At 54.4% G+C, this 24,056-nt stretch carries 22 protein-coding genes; 11 read left to right on the top strand and 11 right to left on the bottom strand.

Annotated features, from left to right (window positions below; all coding sequences use genetic code 11):
* Positions 1 to 3: 3 nt before the first annotated feature.
* From ACYVBJ_RS16870 to ACYVBJ_RS16860, 3 genes are all read right to left on the bottom strand, one after another.
* Positions 4 to 1,212: an acyl-CoA dehydrogenase family protein gene (locus ACYVBJ_RS16870; protein ID WP_460983475.1), complete on the bottom strand. Its 1,209-nt coding sequence runs from the start codon at positions 1,210 to 1,212 to the stop codon at positions 4 to 6.
* A gap of 161 nt (positions 1,213 to 1,373) precedes the next feature.
* Complete coding sequence (locus ACYVBJ_RS16865; RefSeq protein ID WP_460983474.1) at positions 1,374 to 2,027, bottom strand: hypothetical protein; 654 nt, start codon at positions 2,025 to 2,027, stop codon at positions 1,374 to 1,376.
* Between the two features lie 2 nt (positions 2,028 to 2,029).
* On the bottom strand, positions 2,030 to 2,620 hold the full coding sequence (locus ACYVBJ_RS16860; protein ID WP_460983473.1) for an RNA polymerase sigma factor: 591 nt from the start codon (positions 2,618 to 2,620) through the stop codon (positions 2,030 to 2,032).
* Positions 2,621 to 2,804: 184 nt separating this feature from the next.
* Between ACYVBJ_RS16860 and ACYVBJ_RS16855 the strand changes: the two genes are divergently transcribed.
* On the top strand, positions 2,805 to 3,212 hold the full coding sequence (locus ACYVBJ_RS16855) for an OsmC family protein (RefSeq protein ID WP_460983472.1): 408 nt from the start codon (positions 2,805 to 2,807) through the stop codon (positions 3,210 to 3,212).
* Positions 3,213 to 3,262: 50 nt separating this feature from the next.
* Positions 3,263 to 3,652: an iron chaperone gene (locus tag ACYVBJ_RS16850; protein ID WP_460983471.1), complete on the top strand. Its 390-nt coding sequence runs from the start codon at positions 3,263 to 3,265 to the stop codon at positions 3,650 to 3,652.
* A 42-nt stretch (positions 3,653 to 3,694) separates the two neighbouring features.
* On the opposite strand, the gene ACYVBJ_RS16845 is transcribed toward ACYVBJ_RS16850, so the two are convergent.
* From ACYVBJ_RS16845 to ACYVBJ_RS16830, 4 genes are all read right to left on the bottom strand, one after another.
* Positions 3,695 to 4,882 (bottom strand): endonuclease/exonuclease/phosphatase family protein, encoded by a 1,188-nt coding sequence (locus tag ACYVBJ_RS16845; RefSeq protein ID WP_460983470.1) that lies wholly within the window; start codon positions 4,880 to 4,882, stop codon positions 3,695 to 3,697.
* Positions 4,883 to 4,914: 32 nt separating this feature from the next.
* Entirely contained in the window at positions 4,915 to 5,868 is a 954-nt protein-coding gene (locus tag ACYVBJ_RS16840; RefSeq protein ID WP_460983469.1) for a hypothetical protein, read from the bottom strand.
* Between the two features lie 75 nt (positions 5,869 to 5,943).
* Positions 5,944 to 7,326, bottom strand: a complete 1,383-nt coding sequence (locus ACYVBJ_RS16835) for a sensor histidine kinase (protein WP_460983468.1) — start codon at positions 7,324 to 7,326, stop codon at positions 5,944 to 5,946.
* Positions 7,326 to 8,003: a response regulator gene (locus ACYVBJ_RS16830; protein WP_460983540.1), complete on the bottom strand. Its 678-nt coding sequence runs from the start codon at positions 8,001 to 8,003 to the stop codon at positions 7,326 to 7,328. Before ACYVBJ_RS16830 ends, ACYVBJ_RS16835 begins: the two co-directional genes overlap by 1 nt.
* A 224-nt stretch (positions 8,004 to 8,227) precedes the next feature.
* On the opposite strand from ACYVBJ_RS16830, the gene ACYVBJ_RS16825 reads away from it, so the two are divergent.
* The 5 genes from ACYVBJ_RS16825 to ACYVBJ_RS16805 all read left to right on the top strand — a co-directional run bounded on the left by ACYVBJ_RS16825 (position 8,228) and on the right by ACYVBJ_RS16805 (position 12,888).
* Positions 8,228 to 8,959 carry an OmpA family protein gene (locus tag ACYVBJ_RS16825; RefSeq protein WP_460983467.1) on the top strand — a complete coding sequence of 244 codons (732 nt, stop codon included), beginning with the start codon at positions 8,228 to 8,230 and terminating at the stop codon, positions 8,957 to 8,959.
* Between the two features lie 73 nt (positions 8,960 to 9,032).
* The gene (locus ACYVBJ_RS16820) at positions 9,033 to 9,812 is read left to right on the top strand and encodes an oxygenase MpaB family protein (protein WP_460983466.1); all 780 of its coding nucleotides are present in this window, start codon (positions 9,033 to 9,035) and stop codon (positions 9,810 to 9,812) included.
* 129 nt (positions 9,813 to 9,941) lie between these two features.
* On the top strand, positions 9,942 to 11,327 hold the full coding sequence (locus ACYVBJ_RS16815) for an L-serine ammonia-lyase (protein ID WP_460983465.1): 1,386 nt from the start codon (positions 9,942 to 9,944) through the stop codon (positions 11,325 to 11,327).
* Positions 11,328 to 11,421: 94 nt separating this feature from the next.
* Positions 11,422 to 12,489: an AI-2E family transporter gene (locus ACYVBJ_RS16810; RefSeq protein WP_460983464.1), complete on the top strand. Its 1,068-nt coding sequence runs from the start codon at positions 11,422 to 11,424 to the stop codon at positions 12,487 to 12,489.
* 180 nt (positions 12,490 to 12,669) lie between these two features.
* On the top strand, positions 12,670 to 12,888 hold the full coding sequence (locus ACYVBJ_RS16805; protein ID WP_460983463.1) for a hypothetical protein: 219 nt from the start codon (positions 12,670 to 12,672) through the stop codon (positions 12,886 to 12,888).
* 81 nt (positions 12,889 to 12,969) lie between these two features.
* Here the strand turns inward: ACYVBJ_RS16805 and ACYVBJ_RS16800 are convergent, their stop codons facing one another.
* Both ACYVBJ_RS16800 and ACYVBJ_RS16795 read right to left on the bottom strand, forming a co-directional pair.
* Positions 12,970 to 15,489 carry a PspC domain-containing protein gene (locus tag ACYVBJ_RS16800; RefSeq protein ID WP_460983462.1) on the bottom strand — a complete coding sequence of 840 codons (2,520 nt, stop codon included), beginning with the start codon at positions 15,487 to 15,489 and terminating at the stop codon, positions 12,970 to 12,972.
* A gap of 22 nt (positions 15,490 to 15,511) precedes the next feature.
* Complete coding sequence (locus tag ACYVBJ_RS16795) at positions 15,512 to 15,916, bottom strand: PadR family transcriptional regulator (protein ID WP_460977553.1); 405 nt, start codon at positions 15,914 to 15,916, stop codon at positions 15,512 to 15,514.
* A 248-nt stretch (positions 15,917 to 16,164) separates the two neighbouring features.
* On the opposite strand from ACYVBJ_RS16795, the gene ACYVBJ_RS16790 reads away from it, so the two are divergent.
* The 3 genes from ACYVBJ_RS16790 (at position 16,165) to ACYVBJ_RS16780 (ending at position 22,216) form a co-directional block, all read left to right on the top strand.
* A complete protein-coding gene (locus ACYVBJ_RS16790) occupies positions 16,165 to 17,031 on the top strand; it encodes a tetratricopeptide repeat protein (protein ID WP_460983461.1) in 867 nt (288 codons plus the stop codon).
* A gap of 107 nt (positions 17,032 to 17,138) precedes the next feature.
* Positions 17,139 to 21,131 (top strand): putative type IX secretion system sortase PorU2, encoded by a 3,993-nt coding sequence (gene porU2 / locus ACYVBJ_RS16785; RefSeq protein ID WP_460983460.1) that lies wholly within the window; start codon positions 17,139 to 17,141, stop codon positions 21,129 to 21,131.
* Positions 21,131 to 22,216 (top strand): acyltransferase family protein, encoded by a 1,086-nt coding sequence (locus ACYVBJ_RS16780; RefSeq protein WP_460983459.1) that lies wholly within the window; start codon positions 21,131 to 21,133, stop codon positions 22,214 to 22,216. The genes porU2 and ACYVBJ_RS16780 overlap by 1 nt, the downstream gene beginning before the upstream one ends.
* 45 nt (positions 22,217 to 22,261) lie before the next feature.
* Here ACYVBJ_RS16780 and ACYVBJ_RS16775 read toward each other — a convergent pair whose 3' ends face one another.
* Both ACYVBJ_RS16775 and ACYVBJ_RS16770 read right to left on the bottom strand, forming a co-directional pair.
* The gene (locus ACYVBJ_RS16775; protein ID WP_460983458.1) at positions 22,262 to 22,525 is read right to left on the bottom strand and encodes a hypothetical protein; all 264 of its coding nucleotides are present in this window, start codon (positions 22,523 to 22,525) and stop codon (positions 22,262 to 22,264) included.
* A gap of 90 nt (positions 22,526 to 22,615) precedes the next feature.
* Positions 22,616 to 23,134 (bottom strand): hypothetical protein, encoded by a 519-nt coding sequence (locus ACYVBJ_RS16770; RefSeq protein WP_460983457.1) that lies wholly within the window; start codon positions 23,132 to 23,134, stop codon positions 22,616 to 22,618.
* Between the two features lie 381 nt (positions 23,135 to 23,515).
* Here ACYVBJ_RS16770 and ACYVBJ_RS16765 point away from each other — a divergent pair, with 381 nt between their 5' ends.
* Positions 23,516 to 24,007 carry a DUF3592 domain-containing protein gene (locus ACYVBJ_RS16765; protein WP_460983456.1) on the top strand — a complete coding sequence of 164 codons (492 nt, stop codon included), beginning with the start codon at positions 23,516 to 23,518 and terminating at the stop codon, positions 24,005 to 24,007.
* Positions 24,008 to 24,056: the final 49 nt, after the last annotated feature.

Raw genomic sequence — 24,056 nt, 5'->3', positions numbered from 1 at the left:
GCTTTATTTATAGGCTGGGATGCCGGTGATATCCGCGCCGAGTATCAGCAGATGAATGTCGTGAGTGCCTTCGTAGGTGCTCACCGATTCAAGATTCATCAGGTGACGCATAACGGGATAGTCGCCGGTGATGCCCATACCGGCCAGAATCTGACGAGCTTCGCGGGCGATACGTAACGCCATCTCGACATTGTTCCGCTTGGCCAGCGAAATCTGCGCGTTCGTGGCTTTATCTTCGTTCTTGAGCATCCCCAGTCGCCAGCAAAGCAGTTGCGCCTGCGTAATGTCGGTCAGCATTTCGGCCAGCTTTTTTTGCACCAGCTGAAAACTGGCAATCGGTTTGTTGAACTGGATACGTTCGAGGGCGTAGCGCCGGGCCACTTCGTAACATTCCATGGCCGCGCCCAAAGCCCCCCAGCTGATTCCGTACCGGGCCTGATCGAGGCACTTCAACGCACTTTTCAGTCCCAGGGCGTCGGGCAGCAGGTTTTCTTTGGGCACCCGAACATCCTGAAACACCAGCTCACCCGTGGCGCTGGCCCGCAGCGACCATTTGTTGGTGATTTCAGGCGTGGAAAATCCTTCCATACCGCGTTCAACGATCAAGGCCCGAATTTTGCCCTGGTCGTTTTTGGCCCACACAATGGCGATGTCGGCGACCGGCGCGTTGGTAATCCAAAGCTTGGAACCGTTGAGCAGGTAATAATCGCTTCGTTCGATGAAGTTGGTTTCCATGCTGCCGGGGTCCGAGCCGTGGTTTGGCTCGGTCAGGCCAAAACAGCCGAGGAGTTCACCTTTGGCCAGGCGGGGCAGATACCTTCGCTTCTGCTCGTCCGTGCCGAAGGCCAGAATGGGATACATCACCAGCGAACTCTGCACCGACACGCAGGAACGCAGGCCCGAATCGCCCCGCTCGATTTCCTGCGTCATCAGCCCGTACGAAATCTGGTCGAGACCTCCCCCACCGTATTCCGTCGGGACAGTAGCGCCAAACACGCCAATCTGACCGAATTTAGGAACAAGGTGGCGGGGAAACTCAGCCCGCTGGGCGTAGTCTTCTACAATGGGCGTGATCTCGCGCTTCACAAAATCACGTACGGCCGACCGAACGAGTTTATGCTCGGCGGTGAGCAGATCATCGAGACAGTAAAAGTCCGGTGACTCATACGAGTCCACTTTGTTGCGAGGTGAGGTTATCGTAGCGGCTTGCATACAGAGTAAACATCAGATCGGTCGGCTTGTTGGCCAATTTGGCGATTTTGGCGCATAAAATCCCAGCGCAGCGTTGCAGGCAACTCATTGTCAACGGTTCGTTTCCTATGGTGAAGCAACATAACGAACGCAGGCAGTAAGGAATTACGGGTTAACGTGATCTACCGCATCTCTTGTTTATAGTCGTTCACCTGGTTCAACAGATCCATCGACTTCATCATTGGGCTCCATTCGTTTCCGCCGAAAAGCCACCCGAACCATTTTTTATGGCGGTTTTCGTACCGGATGTTATAGAAAAGCCAGACGGCCACGTACGTAAACCCACCCGTTACCAGAGCCTGAATGAGCAGCAGGAATGGAGTACCGGTTTTGAACATGCGTTCACTCCAGTAAAACGTAGTCCACACCGGCAGCTGAAGCAACAGAAAGCGGGCCACCCAAATCGTCGATGATTTCAGGCGGGCAATCTTTTCCTGGGTAACGAAAACCGGCTGATGACTGTCGACCTGATGAATCAGCACCAGTTGATACAGGTAGATACCAATGGCCAGTTTAGTCAGCAAAACCTGAATACCAGCCGATACCAGAAAAAACGGGCTAGCCGTGGCGGGGAGTACAATTAGCAACCCATCCACCATCGCAACCCAGACAAGACCCACCAATACCGCCAGCATCTTGGTGGGCTTCATTGATGCGATCAGCGACCGAACCTGCATACGGGTTATGGCCTCCGCATTCCGGCGGTTTAGTGTCAGGCTTTCTTCCAGCCGTTTGTCATATGATTTCCAGAGCATGCGTATGTCGTTGTCTTCCATATCTATTGTGATTTTAAAGCGGAGAATTTACGTTTTAGCTGTTCCTTAATCCGTCCTAGTTTCGTGGCTACGTTCGACAGAGAAAGGCCCAGAATCTCGGCGATCTGCTGATAACTTTTTCCCTCCAGATACAGCAGCATCAAGGCCTTGTCCAGCTCTTTAAGCTCGCCCAAGAATTTTTGCAAGAGGCTGATGTCGCTTTCCGTATCGCCGGATTCATCCGTTTGTAACTCAAGCAGATCACCGGGTGGGATTGGCCCGGCAATCGTCTTCCGGCGCGTATCCTTCCTATAAAAGGATATCGCTACGTTCAGCGCAATCCGGTAGATCCAGGTTGAGTACCTGAACTGTTCGTTATAGCGGTCGAACGATTGCCACAACTGCACCATGATTTCCTGAATCAAATCTTTCCGATCTTCCGCGTTTTTGCAGTAGGCCTGGGCAACTTTATAGATGATGCCCTTATTCAGATCTATGACCGAAAGAAACTGGTCCTGTTTAGCCAAGGGAATACGGATCAAGGGTTCGTTCGCTAATTGCCTGTTGCGGCCTTTCCAGTCGGGGGTATGACCGATCAGCAGCGTAGTTACCAATTATTCGTCCGAAGGCCTGTATAATCACAGCTTAACTAAATTTTTTTTGATCAGGCATCGGCAGTTCGCTAATGGGTGATAGGGCCAGCAAAGCCAACCCGTACGTAGTATTACTGATTAACAGCAGCTTACATAAGTAAAAGTCAACTCGGCACGGCTTTTACCAATAGCAACGGATAAGCGAATGATTATAACCGCTACAGTTCGGAATAAACTGGGAGAAAACGACGTAACAGTCGAAACGGATGGCAACGCAAAGAGCGTAATGATCCCGGCTAAAGCCGCCGGGCGCGGGTCGTCGATCAATGGCGGGGAACTGCTGTTTCTGTCGCTGGCGACCTGTTTCTGCAATGACGTGTACCGCGAGGCCGCCCGACGGAACATGCCCATCGAGTCGGTGGACGTAACGGTGACGGGTGAGTTTGGTCAGGAGGGTGAGCCCGCTTCGCGCATCAGCTATGCCGTCAGGATTCAGTCTGACGGCCCGGAAGATGACGTTCAGGCCCTTATTCATTACGTCGATACGGTCGCCGAAATTCACAATACGTTACGTAGCGGTGTACCTGTATCTTTACAGTCCCATCAGCCGTAGCAATACGTCTGCATATCGCTACGTACTTTCTTTACCTAGCTCATTTCCAGATGACACCAACACAACCTACTACCATCGACGAATACATTGCGGGTTTCACTCCCGACATTCAGGTGCTGTTGCAGCAGATTCGGGCGACGATTCGGAGCGCAGCGCCGGACGCAGCCGAAACCATCAGCTACGCCATGCCCACGTTTACCCTGAACGGTAATCTGGTTCACTTCGCGGCTTTCAAACACCATATCGGATTTTATTCCATTCCCACGGGTATAGACGCGTTTAAAGAAGAGCTGGCGCATTATAAAAGCGGAAAGGGCTCCGTTCAGTTTCCGACCAACCAGCCAATGCCGCTGGACTTAATCGCCAGGGCCGTAAAGTACCGGGTTGCGCAGAATTCAGCGCAGGTGAAGGCACAGAAGCAGATCCCCTCCATTAAGTAAGTGCTAGACAGAACCTTACTCTCCAGCCTCATTGTCAGACTGCTAGTTCGGAATGGTCAGCCGAGCGGGTAGTTTGTTCTGTGCCAGGGTTTCCGGGGACTCACTCAAAGCCTTCTTCAACACGTACTGCGCCACCACCGGAAAGTGATCGGAGAACGAAACGCCGGACAAGGTCTGGCAGGTTTTGATGTGCCAGTCGGCGCTGAAAAACTGCTGATCGATCCTGACGCAGTACGGGTGACGGTTCAACGTGAACCCTAACCCCTGCCCTGCTTCTTCGAACGCATTTTTAAAATTCTGGCTCAGCTTTCCGTACGAATACCCAACGGGGGTCTCGTTAAAATCACCGCAGATAATGACTGGATACCGGCTGCCCGCTACGTACGACTCCACTTCCTGAAGCTGTTCCGAACGGTACCGAAACCCTTCTTTCAACCGACGAAACGTATCGATCAGCCCGACGGCAAACTGGCTTATTTCACCCGCCTTTACCGCATCCAGCATCTGGTTGGTCCGCACGCCCATCGACCATAAATGCAGATTGACGATCCGAATCGTATCGGCCCCAAAAGCGATATCCGCGCAGAGAAACCCGTTGATATCCGGGGCATTCGGCCGGTTCCAGATCCGGCCATACTGCCTGACAATGGGGTAGTTCGACAGCAACGCCAGTCCAATTTCGCGGTTTCGGTCGAAGCAGGTCAGCTTTTTAACGTTAGCTCTGTACCGGCTCTCGAGGGACGGATTGGGGGAATATTCCTGGAAGCAGGCAATATCCGCTTTGAATTGGGCCGCGTCGAAAGGTACCTGAGCGCTTAGCGGGAAGGTTTCACTATTGAAACTAAGTACGTTCAGCGTGGGTGCCTGACTGACGTCAGGTTCGCCCGCGTGTCTGCCCACCAGCCGTTTCACCACCACACCGGCAAACAGCACCCATGTTAGCCCGGCCATGGCCACCATGCGCTGCTGCTGATGAAACAGATACACGCAGGCTGCCAGTCCAAAAATCATGGCCAGCGGCAGGGTCATCATCACAAAACCGGTCAGCCAATGCCCATTAACGGGGTAGTAACAAAACGCCATCGTGAAAAACAGATAGCCGAGGGCGGTGTAGGCAACCGGAAACCGCCGGTACTTCTGGATCGTGAGCCGGATGCCGGCCACGAATCCGGTCAGTACAGCCTGACTCACAGGCCATACCGCCCTCTTCAGGTTTTTATAACTTAGCATAAGTAGTGGATGGGCTGAACGGAACGAACCGCTTATTTAACCTCGAAGCTGCCCCCGCCAATCTGGAAGCCTTCGGCATACAGTTCAACCAGATAAGGACCCGGCTTGTACTGGGCATCCCGGCGGAAGAAGATTTCTACCCGCTGGTCATTATTTTCAAAAGGCACCGTCTGGTGCGTACTGTACCCGATTTCGCGTCCGTCAATCAGCAGAACCCCGCCAATGCCGGTATCGCTGATCACCGCCCCGTTGGCGTCGAGGATGCGTACGTAAATCTCTTTGTTGTTTTTCAGCGCCACCGGATTTGAGGGCATGATGAAATTGATCTTCAGCCGGTCGATCCGCGCGGCTTTGTAGGCGCCCCCGCGTCGTTCTTTGCCGTTCGGTGCCAGGGCGGTAACTTCCACATTAACCGCTTTCATGGCCGAAGCCAGCGTCACCTTTGTTTTCAGGTCAGCATTCTGCAGCGAGTAGTCGACCACGGCCTGGGCCAGGGCGGCCCGCTCGTTCTTTAACCCTTCGTTCTCGGTTAGAATTGTTTTCTTCTCTGCTTCCAGCGCCCGGGCGCGGCTCAGCAGCGAACCGTTTTCGGCGCTGAGCTTGCGGATATCCGCTTCGCTCTGCGTCAGGAAATTGGTATAGTCCCTGATTTTGAAGTTGTACTGCTGAATGGAAAAAGTAAGGTCGTATTTGAGTTTCTTTTTGTCGTTCTCCAGCTGGCGCTTGATCCGTTCCAGCTCCGTAATGCTCCCGCCGAGTTTGCGTACTTCAACGATTTTCTCGTCCAGCACGCCCGAAATGGAATCGAGCTTCGCCTGGGTCGTTGCGAATTGCTCAACTTTCGCCGTTAGCAGCTTCTGTACTTCCAGGGTTTCATTGCGTGAGCCAATAAACAGGTACGACAACAAGGCCAGTATACCCACCAGCGCCCCGATTGTCATGCTCAATATGCCCTGCTTACTAGTTGTCACATTGGCTTCTATCATTTCGTTTACAAGTGGTGGTTCAGCAAAACAACGATAATGAACTTAAGGGGGACTTAACCTGACTTTAAATTTAGCTTAAAATGAGCTTTCGCTCGACAAGGTTAACGTAAAGGTGGTTCCTGCGGGGGTGGACTGAACGGCTATGTCGCCCCCGTGCAGCTGAGTCACCTGCGCCACCACCGCAAGCCCAACCCCGTGCCCTTTGCTCGACTGAGCCGTGGCATTACTCCGAAAGAAGGGCTGAAAAATGTGGGGCAGATCCGCTTCGGGAATCTGGCTCCCTTCGTTGAATACAACCACATGGATCGTTCTTTCTTTCGCCCGAAAGTCTACCGTGGCCGTTCGGGCGGGCGAAAATTTACAGGCATTGTCGATCAGGTTCATGAGCACGACCTTCAATGCCGCCCGGTTTCCCCGCGTGATCAAAGCGTCTTCATCGTCGGGAAAATCGGTGAACGTGAGTCGGATCTGATACGTTTCGTTCCATTCCTGCAACTGGGTTTTCGTTTCCCAGAGCAACTCATCCATTCTGACGGGCTCAAAGGGCATATTTTTGGTTTGAATAGACGTATTGGCCAGTTCCAGCAGGGTGTTGGTGAGCTGGGTCAGCGTCCGGGTATCTTCCCGCAACGAGCGCAGGGTTCGCTCGTATACATCCGGGTTACGAGGTTGAATGAGGGCGACGTCAATCTGCGAATTGATCTTGGTCAGCGGGTTCTTCAACTCGTGCGATACGTTGGCGATAAACATTTTCTGGGTGTTCAGCGCCTGTTCAATGCGGTCGAGCAGTTGGTTGAACGTAGCGACCAGTACACCAATTTCGTCGGAACGGTTCGGATGCTGCACCCGCTTCTGCACATTTGCCGGAAAAATCGTGTTTACCTGCTGCACAATCCCCGACATGGGTGCCAGGGCCTGATCCGCAAACAGCCAGCCCGAAACGCCGAGCAGCAGGATAGCCGCCAGAATCATCACGATCAAAATCTTTTTCAGATCACTGAGCGCATCATGCCCCACCTGATCGATCCCGCTGACGATGACCCAGTTACTGCCGCTCCCTCTTGCCAACTGAATCGCAACAATCTGGTAGTCGCTTCGGGTTAGGTACAGGGTTTGCGCTGCCGGATCGAGCTGCGGAATAAACTGCTGGTGGAAAGGCGCGTTGGCGGGATTGGTCGAGAACAGAAACGCCTTACGTTTCTCGTTGTAGACCGAAATATGCTCATTTAACAGGGGCTCTTTATTGCCCGCGTCAATCAATCGCAACACGGTGCTGTCCGTCTGCTTCAGATCGAACAAAAGCGTTGTCGTGGTAACGGCACGATCTTCCAGGCGCTTGAAAAACCGTTTTTCGAGGTACAGCTTACTAAAGAAATAAACCCCGAGCGAAAACAGAACCAAGATTAAGGTGACCAGCAGGGCAAACTGGTAGGTGAGCCGGGTACGGATGTTGATCATTACAACAATTTTACGACATAACCCATGCCGATCTGGGTGTGCAGCAATTTGGGCTCGAAATCCTTGTCGATTTTTTTACGCAAAAAATTAATGTACACTTCAATGATATTGGTGCCGGTATCGAACGTCAGATCCCAGAGCTTTTCGGCCAGTTCAACTTTGGAAATGACCCGACCCTGATGGCGCAGAAAATATTCGAGCAGCTGAAACTCCTTAGCCGTCAGCGAGATCTCCTTGCCCGCCCGCACGACCTTTTTCGTGTACGGGTCAAGTTCCAGATCGGCTATTTTGAGCAGATTGGCAGTAAGCGTCACGCTGCTGTTCCGGCGCGTCAGCGCCCGCACCCGCGCCATCAGTTCGCCGAACTCGAAGGGCTTGGCCAGGTAATCGTCGGCCCCGGCGTCGAGCCCTACAATCTTGTCGTCGGTGGTACCCAGGGCCGTCAACAGCAGAATCGGGGTCGATACCCCGGCTTCGCGGAGCTTCCGGCAAAGTTCCAGGCCGTGGATGCCGGGCAGAATGATATCGGATATTATCAACCCGTACGAGGATCGGGTAGCCAGTTGAAACCCCATCGTTCCGTCATACGCTACGTCGACCTCCCACTGGTGTTCTTCCAGCCCCTGTCTAATGCTCTGAACGGTTTTAACCTCGTCTTCAATAATCAGGATTTTCATCATATCGCCTGTTCTTCAACCCGAATGTCTTAAAAAACGCTTGCTTATGGCCACTGGTACGTATTCTCCTCAGCCGGGCGCAAAACTAACAAACGTCGGCTACGCCTGGTATTAAACCAGTTTTCCATTTGTTCAGCACGAACGGCGCTCGTCCAGCAGCCGGGAGCAGAAACCGGCATTTTTTTTGCAGCGGTCATCCTGACCCATTCGATTCATTTTCAACCATGCGCGCAAGGCTTTTTCTTTTCTTTTTACTGCTTTATCTGCCTACCGTATACGGCCAGACCGTAAAACCGCTGGCGAAAACGCAGCATACGGTGTTTTCGCTCAAAGCGGTTGACGATCAGACCTCGGCCGAGGTCTCCGCCGAGTTCAGCGTTGAAGCGAAGCTGGCGGCCAAAAAGTTTGCCGGTAAGAGTCTGCTGAACAAGCCGTTTACGTTCGTCCTTAACCGCACCGATACGCTGACGGTCGTGACGAAACGGGGCGGCTACTACGAGAGTGAAGAGCTCATGGTCGTTTCCTGCGATACCTGCGCGGATTATGAATACACCGTGCGGCTGGAAAAGGAAAATCCCAAAGCCGACAGCGTGTTCCGGAACCTACAGGTAAACCAGTCCTTTCGGCTCGACAATGTGTATTTCGACCAAAGCAGCTACGTCTTACGTAATGAGTCGTACCCGCAGCTGAACAAGCTGATCAAAACCTTGGCAACGACTCCGAAACTGCTTATCGAAATTGCGGGGCATACCGACAACGTTGGCGACCGGCGGCTCAATCAGCTGCTGTCCGAGAACCGGGCGAAGGTGATCACTACGTACCTGATCCGCAACGGTATTTCAGAAAATCGCTTGCGCTACAACGGCTACGGCGATAAGCGACCGGCGGCTCCGAACGATTCCGAGGAAAACAAACGAAAAAACCGGCGGGTCGAATTTGTGGTGCTGGCCATCTAAAAAATTCGTCAGCGACGGGTTATTTATTGCGGTTTATCGTTGTTACGTAAGAAGATAACCTTACGCCCGTCCGATGACTACGAGTGAACGCCTGAAACCCTATTTTGTCCGGCCCGATTCCATTGTCCGCCAGATTTGGGGAGATGCCGACGTAATTCTGCTGATTTTTGCCGGTTCAGCGGCTGAATTCGCCTTAAATCGAGCGGTGGACTGGCTGTTCTTTACGGGCAAGCTGCCCGCCGACCCGATCGCACGCTTGTTTTCGACGGTACGGTACGCCCAGGAAATCGTGTTTGCCTCCGAAGCCAGCGCCCGGCAGGCCATTGCCCGCATGAGCGCCATTCACGGCGGGGTTGAACAGAAGCGCGGCTACCAGATTCCCGACTGGGCCTACCGGGATGTGCTGTACATGTTGATTGATTACTCGCAACGTGCCTACGAAACCCTGCATCGCCCGCTGACCCCGGTCGAGCGTCAGGAAGTTTTCGATACGTTCCGGGCGGTGGGTGCGGGCATGGGTATACCTGATTTACCCACTACGTTCGACGACTGGCAGACGGACCGACAGGCGCACCTCAAGCGTGACCTGGTCAGGAGTGCCTACACCGACAAACTGTTTCAGCGGTACCGGGAGCAACTTGGCGGCTGGCGCTACGATTTACTGCGGCAGTCGCAGGCTGTTCTGGTCCCTACGGAAGTTAGTCGTCTGCTTGACTTACCCCGGAAGCCTGTCCTATCCTACTCCATTGGCTTGTATAAACTGCTGAACGCGCTGAAGCTGCGCTCGGCCATCCAGCGAATCCTGCTGCCCACGGAGTACCTGAATCAGATTCGGGCGCTCGACAGGCGGTAAGCCATTACCATTGCATTTTATCGTAGAGACACCCAGCCGATAGCGTATCGGGCGACAGGAGATTGCCTGCTGACTGACATACTATGGGTTGTTTATTGCCGACATGCACTACGCATATTCTTCACCAACATGACTGTTACGAATCCAATTACTACGTCGGTTTTCGACCTGTTCAAGGTCGGGCCGGGCCCGTCGAGTTCGCATACCATTGGCCCCATGAAAGCCGCCTACGACTTTCGGCAGCGGCTCGCCAGCCTGCCACCCGATCAGGTTCAGCAGGCAGACGCCATTCATATTCATTTATACGGGTCGCTCAGTGCAACCGGCAAAGGGCACGGTACCGACCGGGCCGTGGTGGCGGGTCTGCTCGGCTGGCAACCCGAAACGACCGATCCCGAGGCATTGCTGGCGCTGCTGAAAGACCCGGCCGTTACGTATCCGGTACCCGTTGGCGATCATACCGTATCGGTTGGCCCTCAGCACATTCATTTTCAGCGGAAACGCTACGATTCGCCCTACGCCAACACGATGGTACTGCACTTGAGCGCCGGTGATGACGTAGTAACTTCCGAAGAATACTACTCGATTGGCGGTGGCTTCATCATCCGGAAAGGCGAACCCGAAACGCCCTCCGCATCGGTTCAGTTGCCATATCCATACAGCACCATGACCGAGCTGAAGGCGCAGTTGTCCACGCATCAATTAACGCTCGATCAGGTGATGCTGGCCAATGAGATGGCCCTGACCGGCAAAAGCCGACCCGAAGTCCACCAACGGATCGATCAGATCCTGGATTTCATGCACAAGGCCGTTCGGCGGGGTCTCCGGCAAAAGGGGTTGCTTCCCGGCTCCATCCGGCTGAGTCGCAAAGCGCCGGTGTTGTACCAGCAGGCGAAGAGCCTGGCGAACAGTTCCGACAGCTTTCTGATTTTTTTGAACGCCTATTGCCTGGCGGCTTCGGAAGAAAATGCCGCCGGAGGCATCGTGGTCACCGCGCCTACGTCGGGGGCATCGGGCGTGATTCCCGGCCTGACCTATCTGGCCCGACATCACTTTCATTACGATCGCGCCACGTTACGTTCGGGAATGCTGGCAGCGGCCGCCGTGGGCTTTCTGGTGAAGCACAATGCCAGCATTTCGGGGGCGGAAATGGGCTGTATGGGCGAGATTGGCACGGCCTCGGCCATGGGCGCGGCTTTTTTAACCCGTTGCAGCCAGCCCGGCGCAGCTATCGGCACCCTTGAAGCGGCCGCCGAAATCGCCATTGAGCACCACCTGGGTATGACCTGCGACCCCATTGGCGGCTTCGTCCAGATTCCGTGCATCGAACGCAATGCGATGGGGGCCGTGAAAGCGTACAATGCGTTTCTGCTGGCTACGTCCGGAGCGGCTTCGTTCCAGAAAATATCGCTCGACGCGGTGATTAAGGTGATGAAAGCCACCGGCCGGGATATGTCGACCAAATACAAAGAAACATCGGAGGCCGGTCTGGCCCTGAGTGCGACAGAGTGCTGATTGCGAACGAATCTCAAACAATTGGCGGATAAAGATGTGTTAAGCACTAATGAGGTTGCCGAAATTCACCGGAGCCGCAGGAGCGCTTACCATCATGAGTAACATATACACCCCCAGGCAACAGCGCATTCTGCTGATTACAAGCCTGATAGTCATAGCAGGATTTATCATTGCCGGACTGCGCGGTTACGCTTCGGCCTTTCTGGGAGCCGGGATTCTGTACGTCGTGTTCCGGCCCTGGTTCACGGCCCTGGCCATCAAACGAAAGTGGAACCGGTCATTTGTAACAACGCTGCTGATCATTTTTTCGGTCATCGTCATTATTCTGCCGTTTCTAACGCTCAGCTTACTGCTCATCGGCCGGATTCAGTATTACAGCCAGAACGCCGATGATATTCTCAACCTGATTCACAAAGCCGAAGACCTGACCGGCTTTAAGGTGACGAGTCCGCAGAACGTCCGCCAGATCGTTCAGCAGGGAGCGGGCTACGCCAGTCGGCTGCTGCCTTCGCTGGCGGGTGGCGCGCTTGATTTCATCGTGATCATTGGTCTGATGCTTTTCACGCTTTACTTCATGTTTGTGCAGCAGGATGCCTTTCAGCGGGGTCTTCAGAAATACCTGCCGTTTAAACGGGATACGCAGAAAGAACTGGGCGAATCGCTGAAAAACAATGTGAACGCCAATGTGCTGGGGCAGGCGCTGGTGAGTCTGGTGCAGGGGGTGCTTACAGGCGTTACGCTCTGGATTTTCGGCGTACCGGATGCGCCTTTCTGGGGCGTTGTGGGCTTTTTTCTGGCATTTATTCCGATCCTCGGCACCCCACTTGTCTGGGCCCCAGCGGGGTTAATCAAACTCTCCCAGGGCGATACGGGGCAGGGCATCGGGATACTGCTGGTGGGCGTCATTGTGATTATCAACATCGACAACCTGCTGCGGATCATGCTGGCCAAGCGGATGGGTGATATTCACCCGCTGATCACGCTGGCCGGTATTGTGCTGGGCGTACCTATTTTCGGCATTCTGGGGCTGGTCATCGGCCCGCTTCTCCTCTCCTATTTCATCGTGCTGATTCAGGTATTCGAGCGCGAGAACAAAGTCCAGCGCGAAGAGGTGGCTGAGGATGAAGCCCGCGTGGAGGAAACGGCGGCTCAGAAGACGTAGTACGTATCGCCCGGCCTCAGCGACGAGATTATGTGACACAACGGTCATCCGACTGATGAGTCCCCCCATTTCATGCTTCCTTTTACCCAATCCAGGGATTGATTGACGCAGTGCGTGATCAGTACCATTGAGGTTGTTTTGGCGACATGCGTATTTAGCAGCTAGACAACCTCATAGAGCATGAAACGCGTTTTTATTTTTATTGGCTTGCTGGCTCTAACGGCCTGTCAACAGACCCAGATTAATTCTTCCTGCTACGTTTGTGACGTTTATTCGACAAACCCATCCCGGGCGGGCCGAACCACAACCGAGTTTTGTAATAAAGCCGAAATGGATCGATACGTCAAAGACATGCAAGCCAATCCGGAAACTACGCTGGTTAGCTGTCGTAACAAATAAGTCATGCCCTAGACCTTTAAAGCCAGTGGGCTCCGAGGTAAACCCCGGAGCCCACTGGCTTTACATCAATTACGTATTGTTTTACTGGCGCGTTACTTTGCTGGCACCTGACGTTTCGGAATCGAGCGATCCAACCTGGCCTAAGTTGGCGTGACTGGCTCCGCTGGCATCAACCGACGCCCGATCGACCCGCATATCCGTTGCTTCAAGCTTGCTGGCTCCGCTCAGGTTAACGTCGAGTTTCTGGGCATGGCCACGTAACAGGGCATTCGACGCGCCCGACAAATCGAGCGACAGATCGTTTACCTCCCCATCGAGAACGACCCGGCACGCTCCGCTCAGCTCCACATCGAGCTTGTTGAAGTTACCATACCCGGCCAGACTGGCTTTCGACGCGCCCGACAGCTTCAGTTCATCGATAGAGGGTACAGTAATGGTCAGCCCCACGCGGTTGCGATTACCCCAGTCGAACAAGCCTTTCCGGTCGACCGATACGTCCAGTGTATTCCCTTTCACCTTCACCTCGATGTCTTCAAGGTCTTCTTCGCGGCCGTCGGCCACCACCTTATACGTAGTACCTTTCCGGAAACGCACCACGAAGGCACCCCCGACGTCGACTTTCGAAAACTCACCGACGGTAAACTGGCGGGAATGATCACCGATGTCATCGAAATCGTCGCCCAGTTCGCTGGCTACCGCATTCTGCACATCGTCGGTCAGGTCCGTTACGTCATTGTCTTCGCTATCGAGATCGCGATCTTTCTCGCGGGGGTAATTGATGCAAACCAGCCCGTCGGCTTTGGTGAACTTCCAGATACTGGCCTCCATCCGGTTTAGCTCCCGTTCGCCGAATACGTTGCGGACATAAAGCGCAAAGTCTTTGGTCATCCGGAACGGCTTTTCGTAGGGGACCATCAGATCCATATCCAGATCCTGCGCCCGGAAGCGGGCGGTCGGAAGCAGCTCAACCCGATTGTTGAAGCGAATGGTCGAGTCTTTCGTGGCGTAGGTATACTTCAGCTGGCGGGCGTTAGCCTGCGCTTCGGCACGGCTGCTACCCTGCGCCCGGAAGTGCTGAACCAGATTAAAGGTCGAACCCTCATAGCCTTTTAGCTCAAGAGAAGGCCGGATGTCCCAGTCGTCGTATTCATCTTCAACGTCGTTTATGGCAAAGGTAGGAACAGCCGCCGGTACGTTCAGGACCTTTGTTTCTTCAACCGTACCCCGGCGCTGGAAACTGTTGATCAACGGAGCGGTCGTTCCTAGAAAAATGACCAGGCTTACAAGCCAAACCCCAGCCAACGTTAAGGCCGTACGGCTGCTTAATACGTTTCGTGTGGTGATGAGCATGACACCCAGAATCGCCAGACCAAAAGCCGGGAGGATACCAACGGCACCCGCCGACAGAATCATGGGCAGAGAGATGTCGTCACGGATCATGCTGATGGGTAAGTTCCCGAAATGAGCCCCGGATTCAAAGCCAAGAAAAGCGACCAAAACCGCTAAACAGGCAATCATGAACGCAAAGCCCATGACCAGTAACATAATCCCCGCCAATACACGGACCAGAGAAACAACTCCGGTTAAAAAGGGCCCCAGGGCGCTGCCCAGCCCGCCGATGATGGTGGCAATGGCCCGAAAGGGAAACAGCAGGATGCGCGTCAGCGTGCTTTCGTTGTTGGAGGATTCGTTGATGTTCAGGTTCTGCTTGATGCTTGATTCAATGTTCGACAACGTAATGGGCCGACCCTGCATCTCCATCTTTTCGGTGAGCGTATTGGCCTGGGGCGCAATCATCCACAACACGATATACAGCAGGAAGCCCACGCCGAAGAACACGATGCCCAGCACGAACAGCAGGCGGATGATGCCCGTATCGACGCCGAAATACGCGGCAATACCCGAGGCTACGCCCCCAAGCACTTTATCTTCGGGATTCCGGAAAAATTTCTTAACCGTTTTGTCCTCTTCAATGTAATTGACGCCCGGCAGAGCAATCCACATGGCAATGTAAAGCAGGAATGTAATGCCGGAGACGCCCGCGCCAAATTCCTGACCCACAGGAGGCATGGCGAAAAACAGGAACACAAAGATCAGCCGCACCCACACTACGTCCATGTTGAAGTAGTGCGCCAGCCCGGCCGCTACCCCGCCCAGCGTTTTCCGCTGCAGGTCGCGAACGAGCCGACGCGGATAAGCCGCAGCCGTCTGCGCCGACGGATTGGCCGCCGGACCTGGATTGGTCGGGTTGGTAAAGTTTTTACCGCCTGTTGCCTGCCCTTCGCCGAAGGCGGAGTTACGGCCCCCACCAGCGACAAGCACTTCTTCTTCCTCAACGGCTTCAAAGTCATCGACAGTCCCCATAGCGGCTAGCAATTCGTTCACGTCTTCCAGGGAAATTGCCTGTTTTTCAGCCACTTTCAATTTATTAAGCAGCTTTTCGGCAATGCGGTTTTCGATGTCGGTAATGATCTCCTGACTGTCTTCGTAGGTCGAAAAGTACTGCTGAACCGACGTCAGGTAATTTCGGAGCTTGTCGTAGCCATCCTCTTCGATGTGGAAGATGACTCCACTAATATTGATGCTTATGGTCTTTTTCATGGCGATCGGAAAAGAGAATAGGTTAAGCGTTGGCTGAGGGGTTCGTGAAATCAGTGGTAGGCGCAGCGGTTGTGCCATTGGTCGGCTTTTTGTGCTGATTCACCCGAGTGACGATGGAATTTACGGATTCGGACAGTTCCTGCCAAGTTTCGTTGAGGGCATCCAGCGAGTTGCGGCCAAGCTCCGTTAGAATATAGTATTTACGCGGGGGACCGGACGTCGATTCGACCCACTTGTAATCAAGCAGACCAGCATTTTTGAGTCGGGTAAGCAGAGGATAAAGCGTACCTTCCACAACCATAATCCGGGCGGAGGTCAGCTCGTCCAGCATATCGGAGGCATAGACCTCACCCCGCGATATGATATGCAGGATGCAGAATTCCAGAATGCCCTTCCGCATCTGCACCTGAGCGTTTTCGATATTCATTGGTGTACGGAGTTTCGTTAATTTCTTCATCCAAAGGTACAATAAGGTACTATGCGATGCAAGGTACTTGGTCGAAATATAGATAAATGATGTACCAGCGGGTAAAAAGTGAGGATGAATGGTAGTCGTTGCGGAACCGGGAGAGACGATTTTACCGCATTAGAATCGTTTTTGGAGAGCGCCTGCCGTAGTTACGTCGCGTTGACCTATTTTTGTTCCGTATTTTAAGAACGTCTGCGTCAACGTTTATGCTGGAATTAACGGCATTGTCAGCCTTTATTGGCTATTTAATTTATCTGCGTTATTACGCCGATCAGCGCACGAATGCCGAAAAAGAAGCCGATCGCTTACGGGAAGGAATTACGCTGTACGAAACGGGTAAGTACGTCAACGCGCTCACCTATTTCTCGAACGCCATCGGGGCGCAGCCTAAGTCGGCCGTAGCTTATCTGTACCGGGCCCGCTGCTACCGCGCGCTGGGCGACGAACCGGCTGCGCTGGCCGATCTGGAACGAGGAAAGAGTTACGACGATTCGGTATCCGAGCTGCATGTAGAGACCGGAAAAATTCATTTTGATCAGCACAATTTTCCGGTTGCGTTTCAGGACTTTGACAAAGCTATTTTCTTCGCCCATGGCGATACGGCCGAGCCTTACCAATGGCGCGGTCTGACGCGGGAGCAGCTCGGTCGACCCGCCGAAGCGCAGCAGGACTTTGCGAAAGCCGAACAGATCAGGGAGTTGAAAGCCCAGCAACGTTTAGTAAAGCCCGAAGCGCCGAAGCAGTTCGTCGACCGCCGATTAGCCCTTAACGCTGGGCTCACGCTAGTCACCAGCGCCATTTTGCTGCTGCTCATTAAAAAGAGTGAGGTCATCCACTGGCCTTATTTGTGGGCGGCCAGTTCCGCCATGGGAATCGGGTTTGCGGAGCCGCGAAAAGGCTGGTCGCTGGCCATACTCCAGGCATCATCAATACTGGTCGGCTATTACGTACTGGTCGGGCCGAGCCTGCTGAGCACCCACCGCGAGGTCGAAACCTTTAGTTTGTTCGGCTCCATCGGGCTAACCTTTGCGGGGAGCCTGATCGGCAGCGTTTTAAAACGAGCGCAACGCTAACCGGGCGTACCAAGCCTGGCCCGATGCGAAGTTTGTAACCTCGTGTTTACAAATTATGCGGACGGATAGAAGCAATTGCGTATTTTTAGCGCTTATTGCCCTACCGTATGCTTCGTGCTTATCTGGTTCTATTCTTGTTGACTGTCTGCGTCCGCAGTCTGCTGGCGCAGCCTTTATCGGCTGGCCACGAATGGATTAACTCTAACCAGACGTATTTCAAACTCCCCGTTGCCGAAACAGGCCTCTACCGCATCCGGGCAGTTGAACTGGAACGAGCCGGTTTTCCGGTCAGCACCGTTGATCCAACAACGGTGCAGGTATTCCACCGGGGGATTGAGCAGGCTATTTTCGTGGCAGGCGAAGCGGATAAGCGTTTTGATACCGACGATTTTCTGGAGTTTTACGGCCGGGGTAACGATGGCGCTCAGGACTCGCTGCTGTATCATCCGGTTGGAGCGCAGCCACATCCTTATTATAGTCTGTTTAGTGATACTACGGTCTTTTTCCTGACCTGGCGACTCGATGGTACACCCGGTAAACGCATGGCGGCCTATAGCGACACCAGCTACGCCAGCTTACCCCCTGAGCCCTATTACTGGGCAGAAGACATGCGGTTGTTTACCGACAACTACCCCGGCTATCCCGCCGGCATTCCACCCCGAATCGAATTCAGTTACTACGAAGCCGGAGAAGGCTACACCGGCCCCGTTCAGCAGAAAGACAAACCTTACGTCCATACGTTTGCTCTACGCCAGGCGTATACGAACGGTGCAGCGCCTGAACTCACCATCTTACTGGCGGGACGCGACAACACAAACCACCGGGTTGAATGCTGGGTTGGACCAAGTCCCGACCGCCAGCGACTGACCGATTCAACGTTTTTTTCGACGTACGACAACGCCCGTCTTCAGCTACGCATTCGCTGGAGCGATGTCGGCCCCGACGGTCGGCTAACGGTATCCCTGGTTTCGCGGGGCGACAACGCTCCAGTTGACCGCTACTCCGTATCGTTTATGCGGCTACGCTATCCTAAGCACGTCAGCCTTGAGGACAACAGACCGCAAACGTTCCAACTGGCTCCTACTGCAGGCGGGCGATCGCGACTGGACCTACCCTCCGCTCCCACCGAAACCTGCTTCTGGGATATTACGGACCCTATAAATCCCATTCGGCTTGGCGCTACCGTATCGCCAGCGGGATTGACGCAGGTACTTGTTCACGGGACAACTGTTCCCCGCACGATTTTTAGCGCCAGTCAACGCAAATCCGCCATCAGCATTCGCCCGGTTACTTTTCCGGATTGGCGGGGCCGTAAACCCACGTACCTGATTATCACACATGAAGCCTTACTTGGGGCTAATGCCGTTCGCGATTATGCCGCCTACCGGGCATCCCCCGCGGGTGGAGCCCACGATACGCTGACGGTAACCATGCAGCAGTTAATCGATCAGTACAGCTTCGGCGAGCGCCACCCGTTGGCCATCCGACGCTTTGCGGATCAGATGCTGCGGCAGGGCTCCCCTCAGTATCTGCTGCTCATCGGTCGCAGTCGCAGTACGCCCGGCATTCGACGTAATCCCGAGCAGGCTGCGCTCGATATGGTCATGACGGCAGGGTTTCCCGGTTCCGACATGGCGTTTACGGCGGGGCTGGCTGATCAGCCCGTGAACGTACCGGCTATTCCGACGGGCCGCATTAACGCCAGCAGTCCGCAGGAGGTGATCAGTTACCTTAACAAAGTAATAGAATACGAAGCGCAGCCCGGCACGCTCTGGCGCAAGAACATGCTGCACCTGAGCGGGGGTGCAACGGCTGACCAGGCTGTATTGTTCCGAAGTTTGGTAGACGGCTACAAACATCGGGCCCTTGCTCCTTCGCTGGGCGCGCAGGTAACAACCCTGTCGAAACAGACGGATAACTCGGTCGAGCCGATCAATGTTGTCCAGCCGGTTAACGAAGGCGTGGGGCTGATGACGTTCTTCGGTCATTCCGGGCTTGACGTAACGGACCTGGACATTGGTTTTTGCACAAACGATGCCCTTGGCTACCAGAATAAGGGCAAGTATCCGGTGCTGCTGATCAACGGTTGCGCGATCGGCAACTTCTTTTTTGGTCGGCCTACGCTGACAACCGATTGGGTGTTAGCCCCGAATCGGGGAGCCATTGCTGCTCTGGCGCACAGCCACCTGGGTTACGTCGAATACCTGAACCAGTACAGCACAACGTTTTACGAGCTTCTGGCCGACAGCACCCAGCTAAGCCGGCCGATCGGCCAGCTTCAGCAGGAAACGATACGGCGCGTCCTGGCGCAGACGCCCGATGGCTGGAGTCTGGCGAACTGCCAGCAGATGGTGTTGCAGGGCGATCCGGCCATCCGGCTGTTTCCGTTCGAAACCCCGGACTATGCCATTCCACCGAACTCGGTTGTTGTGAGCGGATCAGACGGGCAGCCGTTACGTGCCCAGAGCGATTCGGTGCAGATTCGGTTTGTGGTCCAGAATAGCGGACAATACCGGGAACGTCCATTCCCCATCCGAATCCGTCGGTTTGTCAATACCCAGGAAGTCGGCATGTTCAACCTGACGCTTCCCAATGCAGTGGCTTACCGCGACACGCTGACCGTGACCCTACCCAACCAGCACGATGCCGACGGACTCAACCGGTTTGAACTGACCCTCAATCCAAACGGGCTCATTCCGGAACGGCAACAGAATAATAACCACGCCCTGGTCGACGTATTGGTAGCCGGTCAGAAACCTATTTTACTCTATCCCGCACCGGGCAGCGTAATTAACACGACTTCTCTTCGGCTGAGTGCGGAGTTTCTTCGACAGGGCCGGTATCCATTCGACCTCGAACTCGACACCACTGCCCGCTTTTCCAGCCCGTTCCGGATTCAGCAGCGCATTCGTGCAGCCAACCTGATCAGCTATCCAGCCAATTTACTACCTGATCCCAACATCACGTACTACTGGCGGGTTCGCTTAGCGGATTCTACGGGCTTGGCCTCCCCCGCTGACGAGTCGAAAGCCTGGTCAGCCAGTACGTTTACCTACGTACCTTTACAGGCTACAGTTGGTTTACCCGAAGGTCATCTTCAGATGAGCGGTACGTTACCTGGTGCTGTTCAGCAGGGCGATACCGTTGCCATTCCTGTCCGTTTTACGAATCTCAGCGCTTACCCGTTTGCCGATTCGGTTACGGTTCGGCAAACGATCTTTGCAGCGGCTTTACCGGAACCCCAAACCAGGGAGTGGCGGCTTCCCGCACCCGCCCCCTACGCTACATTAGCGTTCGTTATCCACATTGCTACCCAGGCGCTTCCCGGCCTCAATCGAATCGTGCTGACGGTGAATCCTGGCCTACAGCCGGAATATTTGTTTCACAACAACACGGGCAACTTTTCCCTGGCCGTACAACCCGATCAGGTGGGGCCGCTGCTCGAAGTGGCGGTTGATGGAGACCGTATCAACGATGGAGCCACCGTATCCGCTCAACCGCTGCTGGACATACTGCTTACTGACGACAACCGCTCGATTAGCCGACAGGACACGGCTGGGCTGAACCTGTTTCTGCAACGGCCCGGTTTGAATCAGCCATTCGAGCGGCTGAGCTGGCATCCGGCCAAGATTCAGCCTTCTGGATCAGACAAAGCCTTTCGAATCCGGTATCCCTTACCTCTCCTGGCCGAAGGCTTGTATCAGGTGCTGGTCACGGCGCGCGACGCTGTCGGTAATTCGGCCATCCCGTTTCAGGTGCGCTTTCGGGTTATCCTGGAACCAGGTCTGACCAATCTGAACGCGTATCCCAATCCTTTCTCTGACCAGACATTCGTTACGTTTCAGCTTACCGGCGCTCAGCCTCCGGCTACATTGGCACTGACCATTATGAACCTGGCCGGTAAAGTAGTGAGGCAATTCCACAAACCGGGTCGTATCGGGCTGAACGTGTGGAGCTGGGACGGCTGCGCTGACTCCGGAGCGCCACTGCCGTCGGGTGTGTATCTGTATCGGCTAAGCGTTGGCAAGGAAGACCCGACCTGGCCGGGAGATGTTGCCGAACGTAACCAACGGAGTGGTCGACTCCTCCTGATGCGGTGATGATTGCGGTACCCTCAACTCGCCCGCCGACAACCAGCCACTACCTACCCGCACTGACGGGATTACGGGCGGCAGCGGCTTTCCTGGTTTTTCTGCACCATTACAACCCGGCTCCAGCCCTTACGTTCGCGCATCGGCTGATTGGTCAGGGCTACGTTGGCGTGTCTGTATTTTTTGTGCTCAGCGGCTTCCTGATGCAGTATCAGTACGCGGGTCCGGCTGCTGACGGGGCCAGCTGGTCATGGCGAACGTACGCGCAAAACCGTTTCGCCCGCATTTATCCCTTATATGCAGTGCTGCTGGTGCTTACACTCAGTATCAACGCCTTGCGCGGGCAATCCATAAGCGGGTTCGCGTTCTTATTGAATCTAACACTGTTAAAAGGCTTCTTTGCCGACTATCTGTTCAGTGGCCTTGCCCAAAGCTGGAGCTTAACCGTTGAGGCATGTTTTTATGCCGCAGCCCCTGTTTTATGGATGGCGCTACGCCGTTGGTCAGCCTGGCTACCGGTTGCGGTTCTCACCGCTGCCGGACTGCTATTCTGGGCTACGCTTGGGCAGCTACAATACCATGGCCTGTTCGGGAGTCTCTCATTCGTATCGTTTTATCTGTTTTTCGGCCGCTCCTTCGAGTTTATAGCAGGCATGTGGCTGGCCCAACGCTGGCAGAGCCATACACTCCAAGGAATTCGAAACGCTACGGGAATGGGGTTAGGTCTCATAAGCGGCTGTGTGCTCTGGCAGGCGAACATCGGCATCCTGACGATTAATCCGACAGGGCTTTTCTGGAGTGAGCTAATCGTTTATAACTACCTCCTGCCGGTGGGCATCTCGTTGTTCCTGCTTGGCCTCTTACAGGAGAAATCGTCAATCCGTTACGTACTTACGACGCTCTTCATGCAGACGATGGGCCACTGCTCGTACGCCTTTTACCTCATCCATCTGGGCATGATTCCCAAACTGCTGCAAAAGCTGGGCCTTACCAGCAACTGGCTGCTCCTTGGTTGCCTGATCCTGATTGCCCATTTCCTTTACGTAACGATTGAAAAGCCGCTTCACCAACGACTTCGTCGGCGAACCGACTAGCCTTGTTCTCCATCACCGGATCTCTCGTTTTAAAATGCGGTTTTATTACAGATTCAGAACCCAATTGCTCACCTGCGCCAGCGACCCCGAGAACGAGTCGCCTGGGGTCTGGGCGGCCCCCCAGTCGTCGGAGGTTTCCAGCCGTACCGTACAGGCGATGCGGCCAGGGTATTTACGCAGATTCATTCGAACGGTTGTCTCATCGAGCCAGTTTACATCGGAAGCCGACCAGGGGGCACCGTCAAGCGCAAACAGGCAGGCCCCGTCGCCAACCCGCATCAGATAAGGCTGGTCGATCCAGTGGCTCATGCGCACTTCGTACCTACTCAAAACTACCTTATAAGTTCGATCGGGTGATACTATTTCGTCAAGCATCGGAATGAATCGGGGGATAACCGCTCAACGCGGCAGGAGCCTGCCGTCGGGCGTAAATTGATAGTGGATCGTCCTTCGCTTATACTGTCCGGCATCGTCATACGTCCCCGTTTCAACCAGTAGCCGCTGTTCGGCGGGCAGCCATTTGCTTTCGGTTTCGGTCATGCCTTCGGCATTGGTGTAATAAGCGATGCGTTTGTCAAGTTGCCGCCCACTGGCGCGGTCGATAGTCACCAGCCAGCCGATACTTTCTTCGGCGTAGAGCCGTCCGACGAGCAGAGCGTATGCGGTTTCCGTAGTTGCCAACGTATCGGCTTTATACGTAAAGACTGCGGAACCGGCAACTCCGGCAGCATCTTCCTGGGTTATGGGCAGTTGAGCCGCTTTGATCGGGTGGCCCGCCCGGAGCCGGTCTTCGGTAATCGCCAGCGTATCGATCCGGCGGGACATGTGCGGAGCCGTTTCGGATCGGTGGTTCGCAAACTGGCACGTGGCCATGAGCAGACCCACCGTTAAAAGAATTGACAAAGAGAGCAGGTTCATTGTGTTGTTTACTGTACGCAGGGTTGGGGTGTTGCCACTCGCTCCGAACCGGGTGGGTTCAATCGGGCACCGTCGGTCGTGACGCGGCAAAGGTGTTTGCCCAACCTCGATTCTGCCAAAGATTTTACCACGAATCGCCGACAGTTCCTGATAAGTGGCCTTTGGTGGCCGCTGAACCGTTACTTCTCAGGTTTCTCCCCGTCTGTATAGGCTCATCCTGTTTTCGGTGCCAATATCAGGCCGATTTACCGCCGTTCGTTTCCCGCAACCGACGATTCAGCGACGAATACCAACGATTCGATTTATAAATTTTGGCAGGTGGCTAACCGAAGGCATTTTTTTGTATCCATCAAACCCAACGCATCACACTCGCTCTACCCAATGGACCCTTTCGCAACCAAACTAGGCTTGATTTTCAGCGTCATTAGCATCGGTATGCTGCTGGGCGGCTACATCAGTTACCGGAACACCCGGCGGTGGCTGGCCAATACCGCGGAAGTTACCGGCAAAGTCGTTAGCTTCACCAGCAAGCGCTCCATCGATACGTTCAACCGGGATCGTAATCGTTCGCAGACGATGTACTACCCCACCGTTCGCTACCAGACTACTGACGGCCAAACTGTTACGTTTACTTCTTCGGTTGGCTCCTCCTCACCCGCCTATCAAAAAGGGCAGGATGTACCAGTCCGTTATAATCTGGACAATCGGCAGGATGCTGAAATCAGTGCGTTTGTAGCGCTCTGGCTCGTTCCGCTGGTGCTCACCTCTATCGGTGCCCTGGCTCTGGTTGCTTTTTTTGGCTTAACGTTCGTAGATAGTGCCGCTTACACCTATGCCGATGGGTCGTGGCAGAAGCTGCCCACCCATTACTAGCTGCCATACGCTGCATAACTCGATACGACTTTTGCGTCGTTCATCAGAT

Source organism: Spirosoma fluminis, from assembly GCF_054778895.1.
The sequence above is the reverse complement of the archived record's forward strand: the minus strand, read 5'-3'. Positions and strand labels throughout refer to the sequence as shown.

Excerpts from the sequence above, each read along its gene's own strand:
- ACYVBJ_RS16870 (WP_460983475.1), bottom strand. The coding sequence starts at position 1,212 with ATGCAAGCCGCTACGATAACCTCACCTCGCAACAAAGTGGACTCGTAT.
- ACYVBJ_RS16865 (WP_460983474.1), bottom strand. The coding sequence starts at position 2,027 with ATGGAAGACAACGACATACGCATGCTCTGGAAATCATATGACAAACGG.
- ACYVBJ_RS16855 (WP_460983472.1), top strand. The coding sequence starts at position 2,805 with ATGATTATAACCGCTACAGTTCGGAATAAACTGGGAGAAAACGACGTA.
- ACYVBJ_RS16850 (WP_460983471.1), top strand. The coding sequence starts at position 3,263 with ATGACACCAACACAACCTACTACCATCGACGAATACATTGCGGGTTTC.
- ACYVBJ_RS16845 (WP_460983470.1), bottom strand. The coding sequence starts at position 4,882 with ATGCTAAGTTATAAAAACCTGAAGAGGGCGGTATGGCCTGTGAGTCAG.
- ACYVBJ_RS16840 (WP_460983469.1), bottom strand. The coding sequence starts at position 5,868 with ATGATAGAAGCCAATGTGACAACTAGTAAGCAGGGCATATTGAGCATG.
- ACYVBJ_RS16835 (WP_460983468.1), bottom strand. The coding sequence starts at position 7,326 with ATGATCAACATCCGTACCCGGCTCACCTACCAGTTTGCCCTGCTGGTC.
- ACYVBJ_RS16830 (WP_460983540.1), bottom strand. The coding sequence starts at position 8,003 with ATGAAAATCCTGATTATTGAAGACGAGGTTAAAACCGTTCAGAGCATT.
- ACYVBJ_RS16825 (WP_460983467.1), top strand. The coding sequence starts at position 8,228 with ATGCGCGCAAGGCTTTTTCTTTTCTTTTTACTGCTTTATCTGCCTACC.
- ACYVBJ_RS16820 (WP_460983466.1), top strand. The coding sequence starts at position 9,033 with ATGACTACGAGTGAACGCCTGAAACCCTATTTTGTCCGGCCCGATTCC.
- ACYVBJ_RS16815 (WP_460983465.1), top strand. The coding sequence starts at position 9,942 with ATGACTGTTACGAATCCAATTACTACGTCGGTTTTCGACCTGTTCAAG.
- ACYVBJ_RS16810 (WP_460983464.1), top strand. The coding sequence starts at position 11,422 with ATGAGTAACATATACACCCCCAGGCAACAGCGCATTCTGCTGATTACA.
- ACYVBJ_RS16805 (WP_460983463.1), top strand. The coding sequence starts at position 12,670 with ATGAAACGCGTTTTTATTTTTATTGGCTTGCTGGCTCTAACGGCCTGT.
- ACYVBJ_RS16800 (WP_460983462.1), bottom strand. The coding sequence starts at position 15,489 with ATGAAAAAGACCATAAGCATCAATATTAGTGGAGTCATCTTCCACATC.
- ACYVBJ_RS16795 (WP_460977553.1), bottom strand. The coding sequence starts at position 15,916 with ATGAATATCGAAAACGCTCAGGTGCAGATGCGGAAGGGCATTCTGGAA.
- ACYVBJ_RS16790 (WP_460983461.1), top strand. The coding sequence starts at position 16,165 with ATGCTGGAATTAACGGCATTGTCAGCCTTTATTGGCTATTTAATTTAT.
- porU2 (WP_460983460.1), top strand. The coding sequence starts at position 17,139 with ATGCTTCGTGCTTATCTGGTTCTATTCTTGTTGACTGTCTGCGTCCGC.
- ACYVBJ_RS16780 (WP_460983459.1), top strand. The coding sequence starts at position 21,131 with ATGATTGCGGTACCCTCAACTCGCCCGCCGACAACCAGCCACTACCTA.
- ACYVBJ_RS16775 (WP_460983458.1), bottom strand. The coding sequence starts at position 22,525 with ATGAGCCACTGGATCGACCAGCCTTATCTGATGCGGGTTGGCGACGGG.
- ACYVBJ_RS16770 (WP_460983457.1), bottom strand. The coding sequence starts at position 23,134 with ATGAACCTGCTCTCTTTGTCAATTCTTTTAACGGTGGGTCTGCTCATG.
- ACYVBJ_RS16765 (WP_460983456.1), top strand. The coding sequence starts at position 23,516 with ATGGACCCTTTCGCAACCAAACTAGGCTTGATTTTCAGCGTCATTAGC.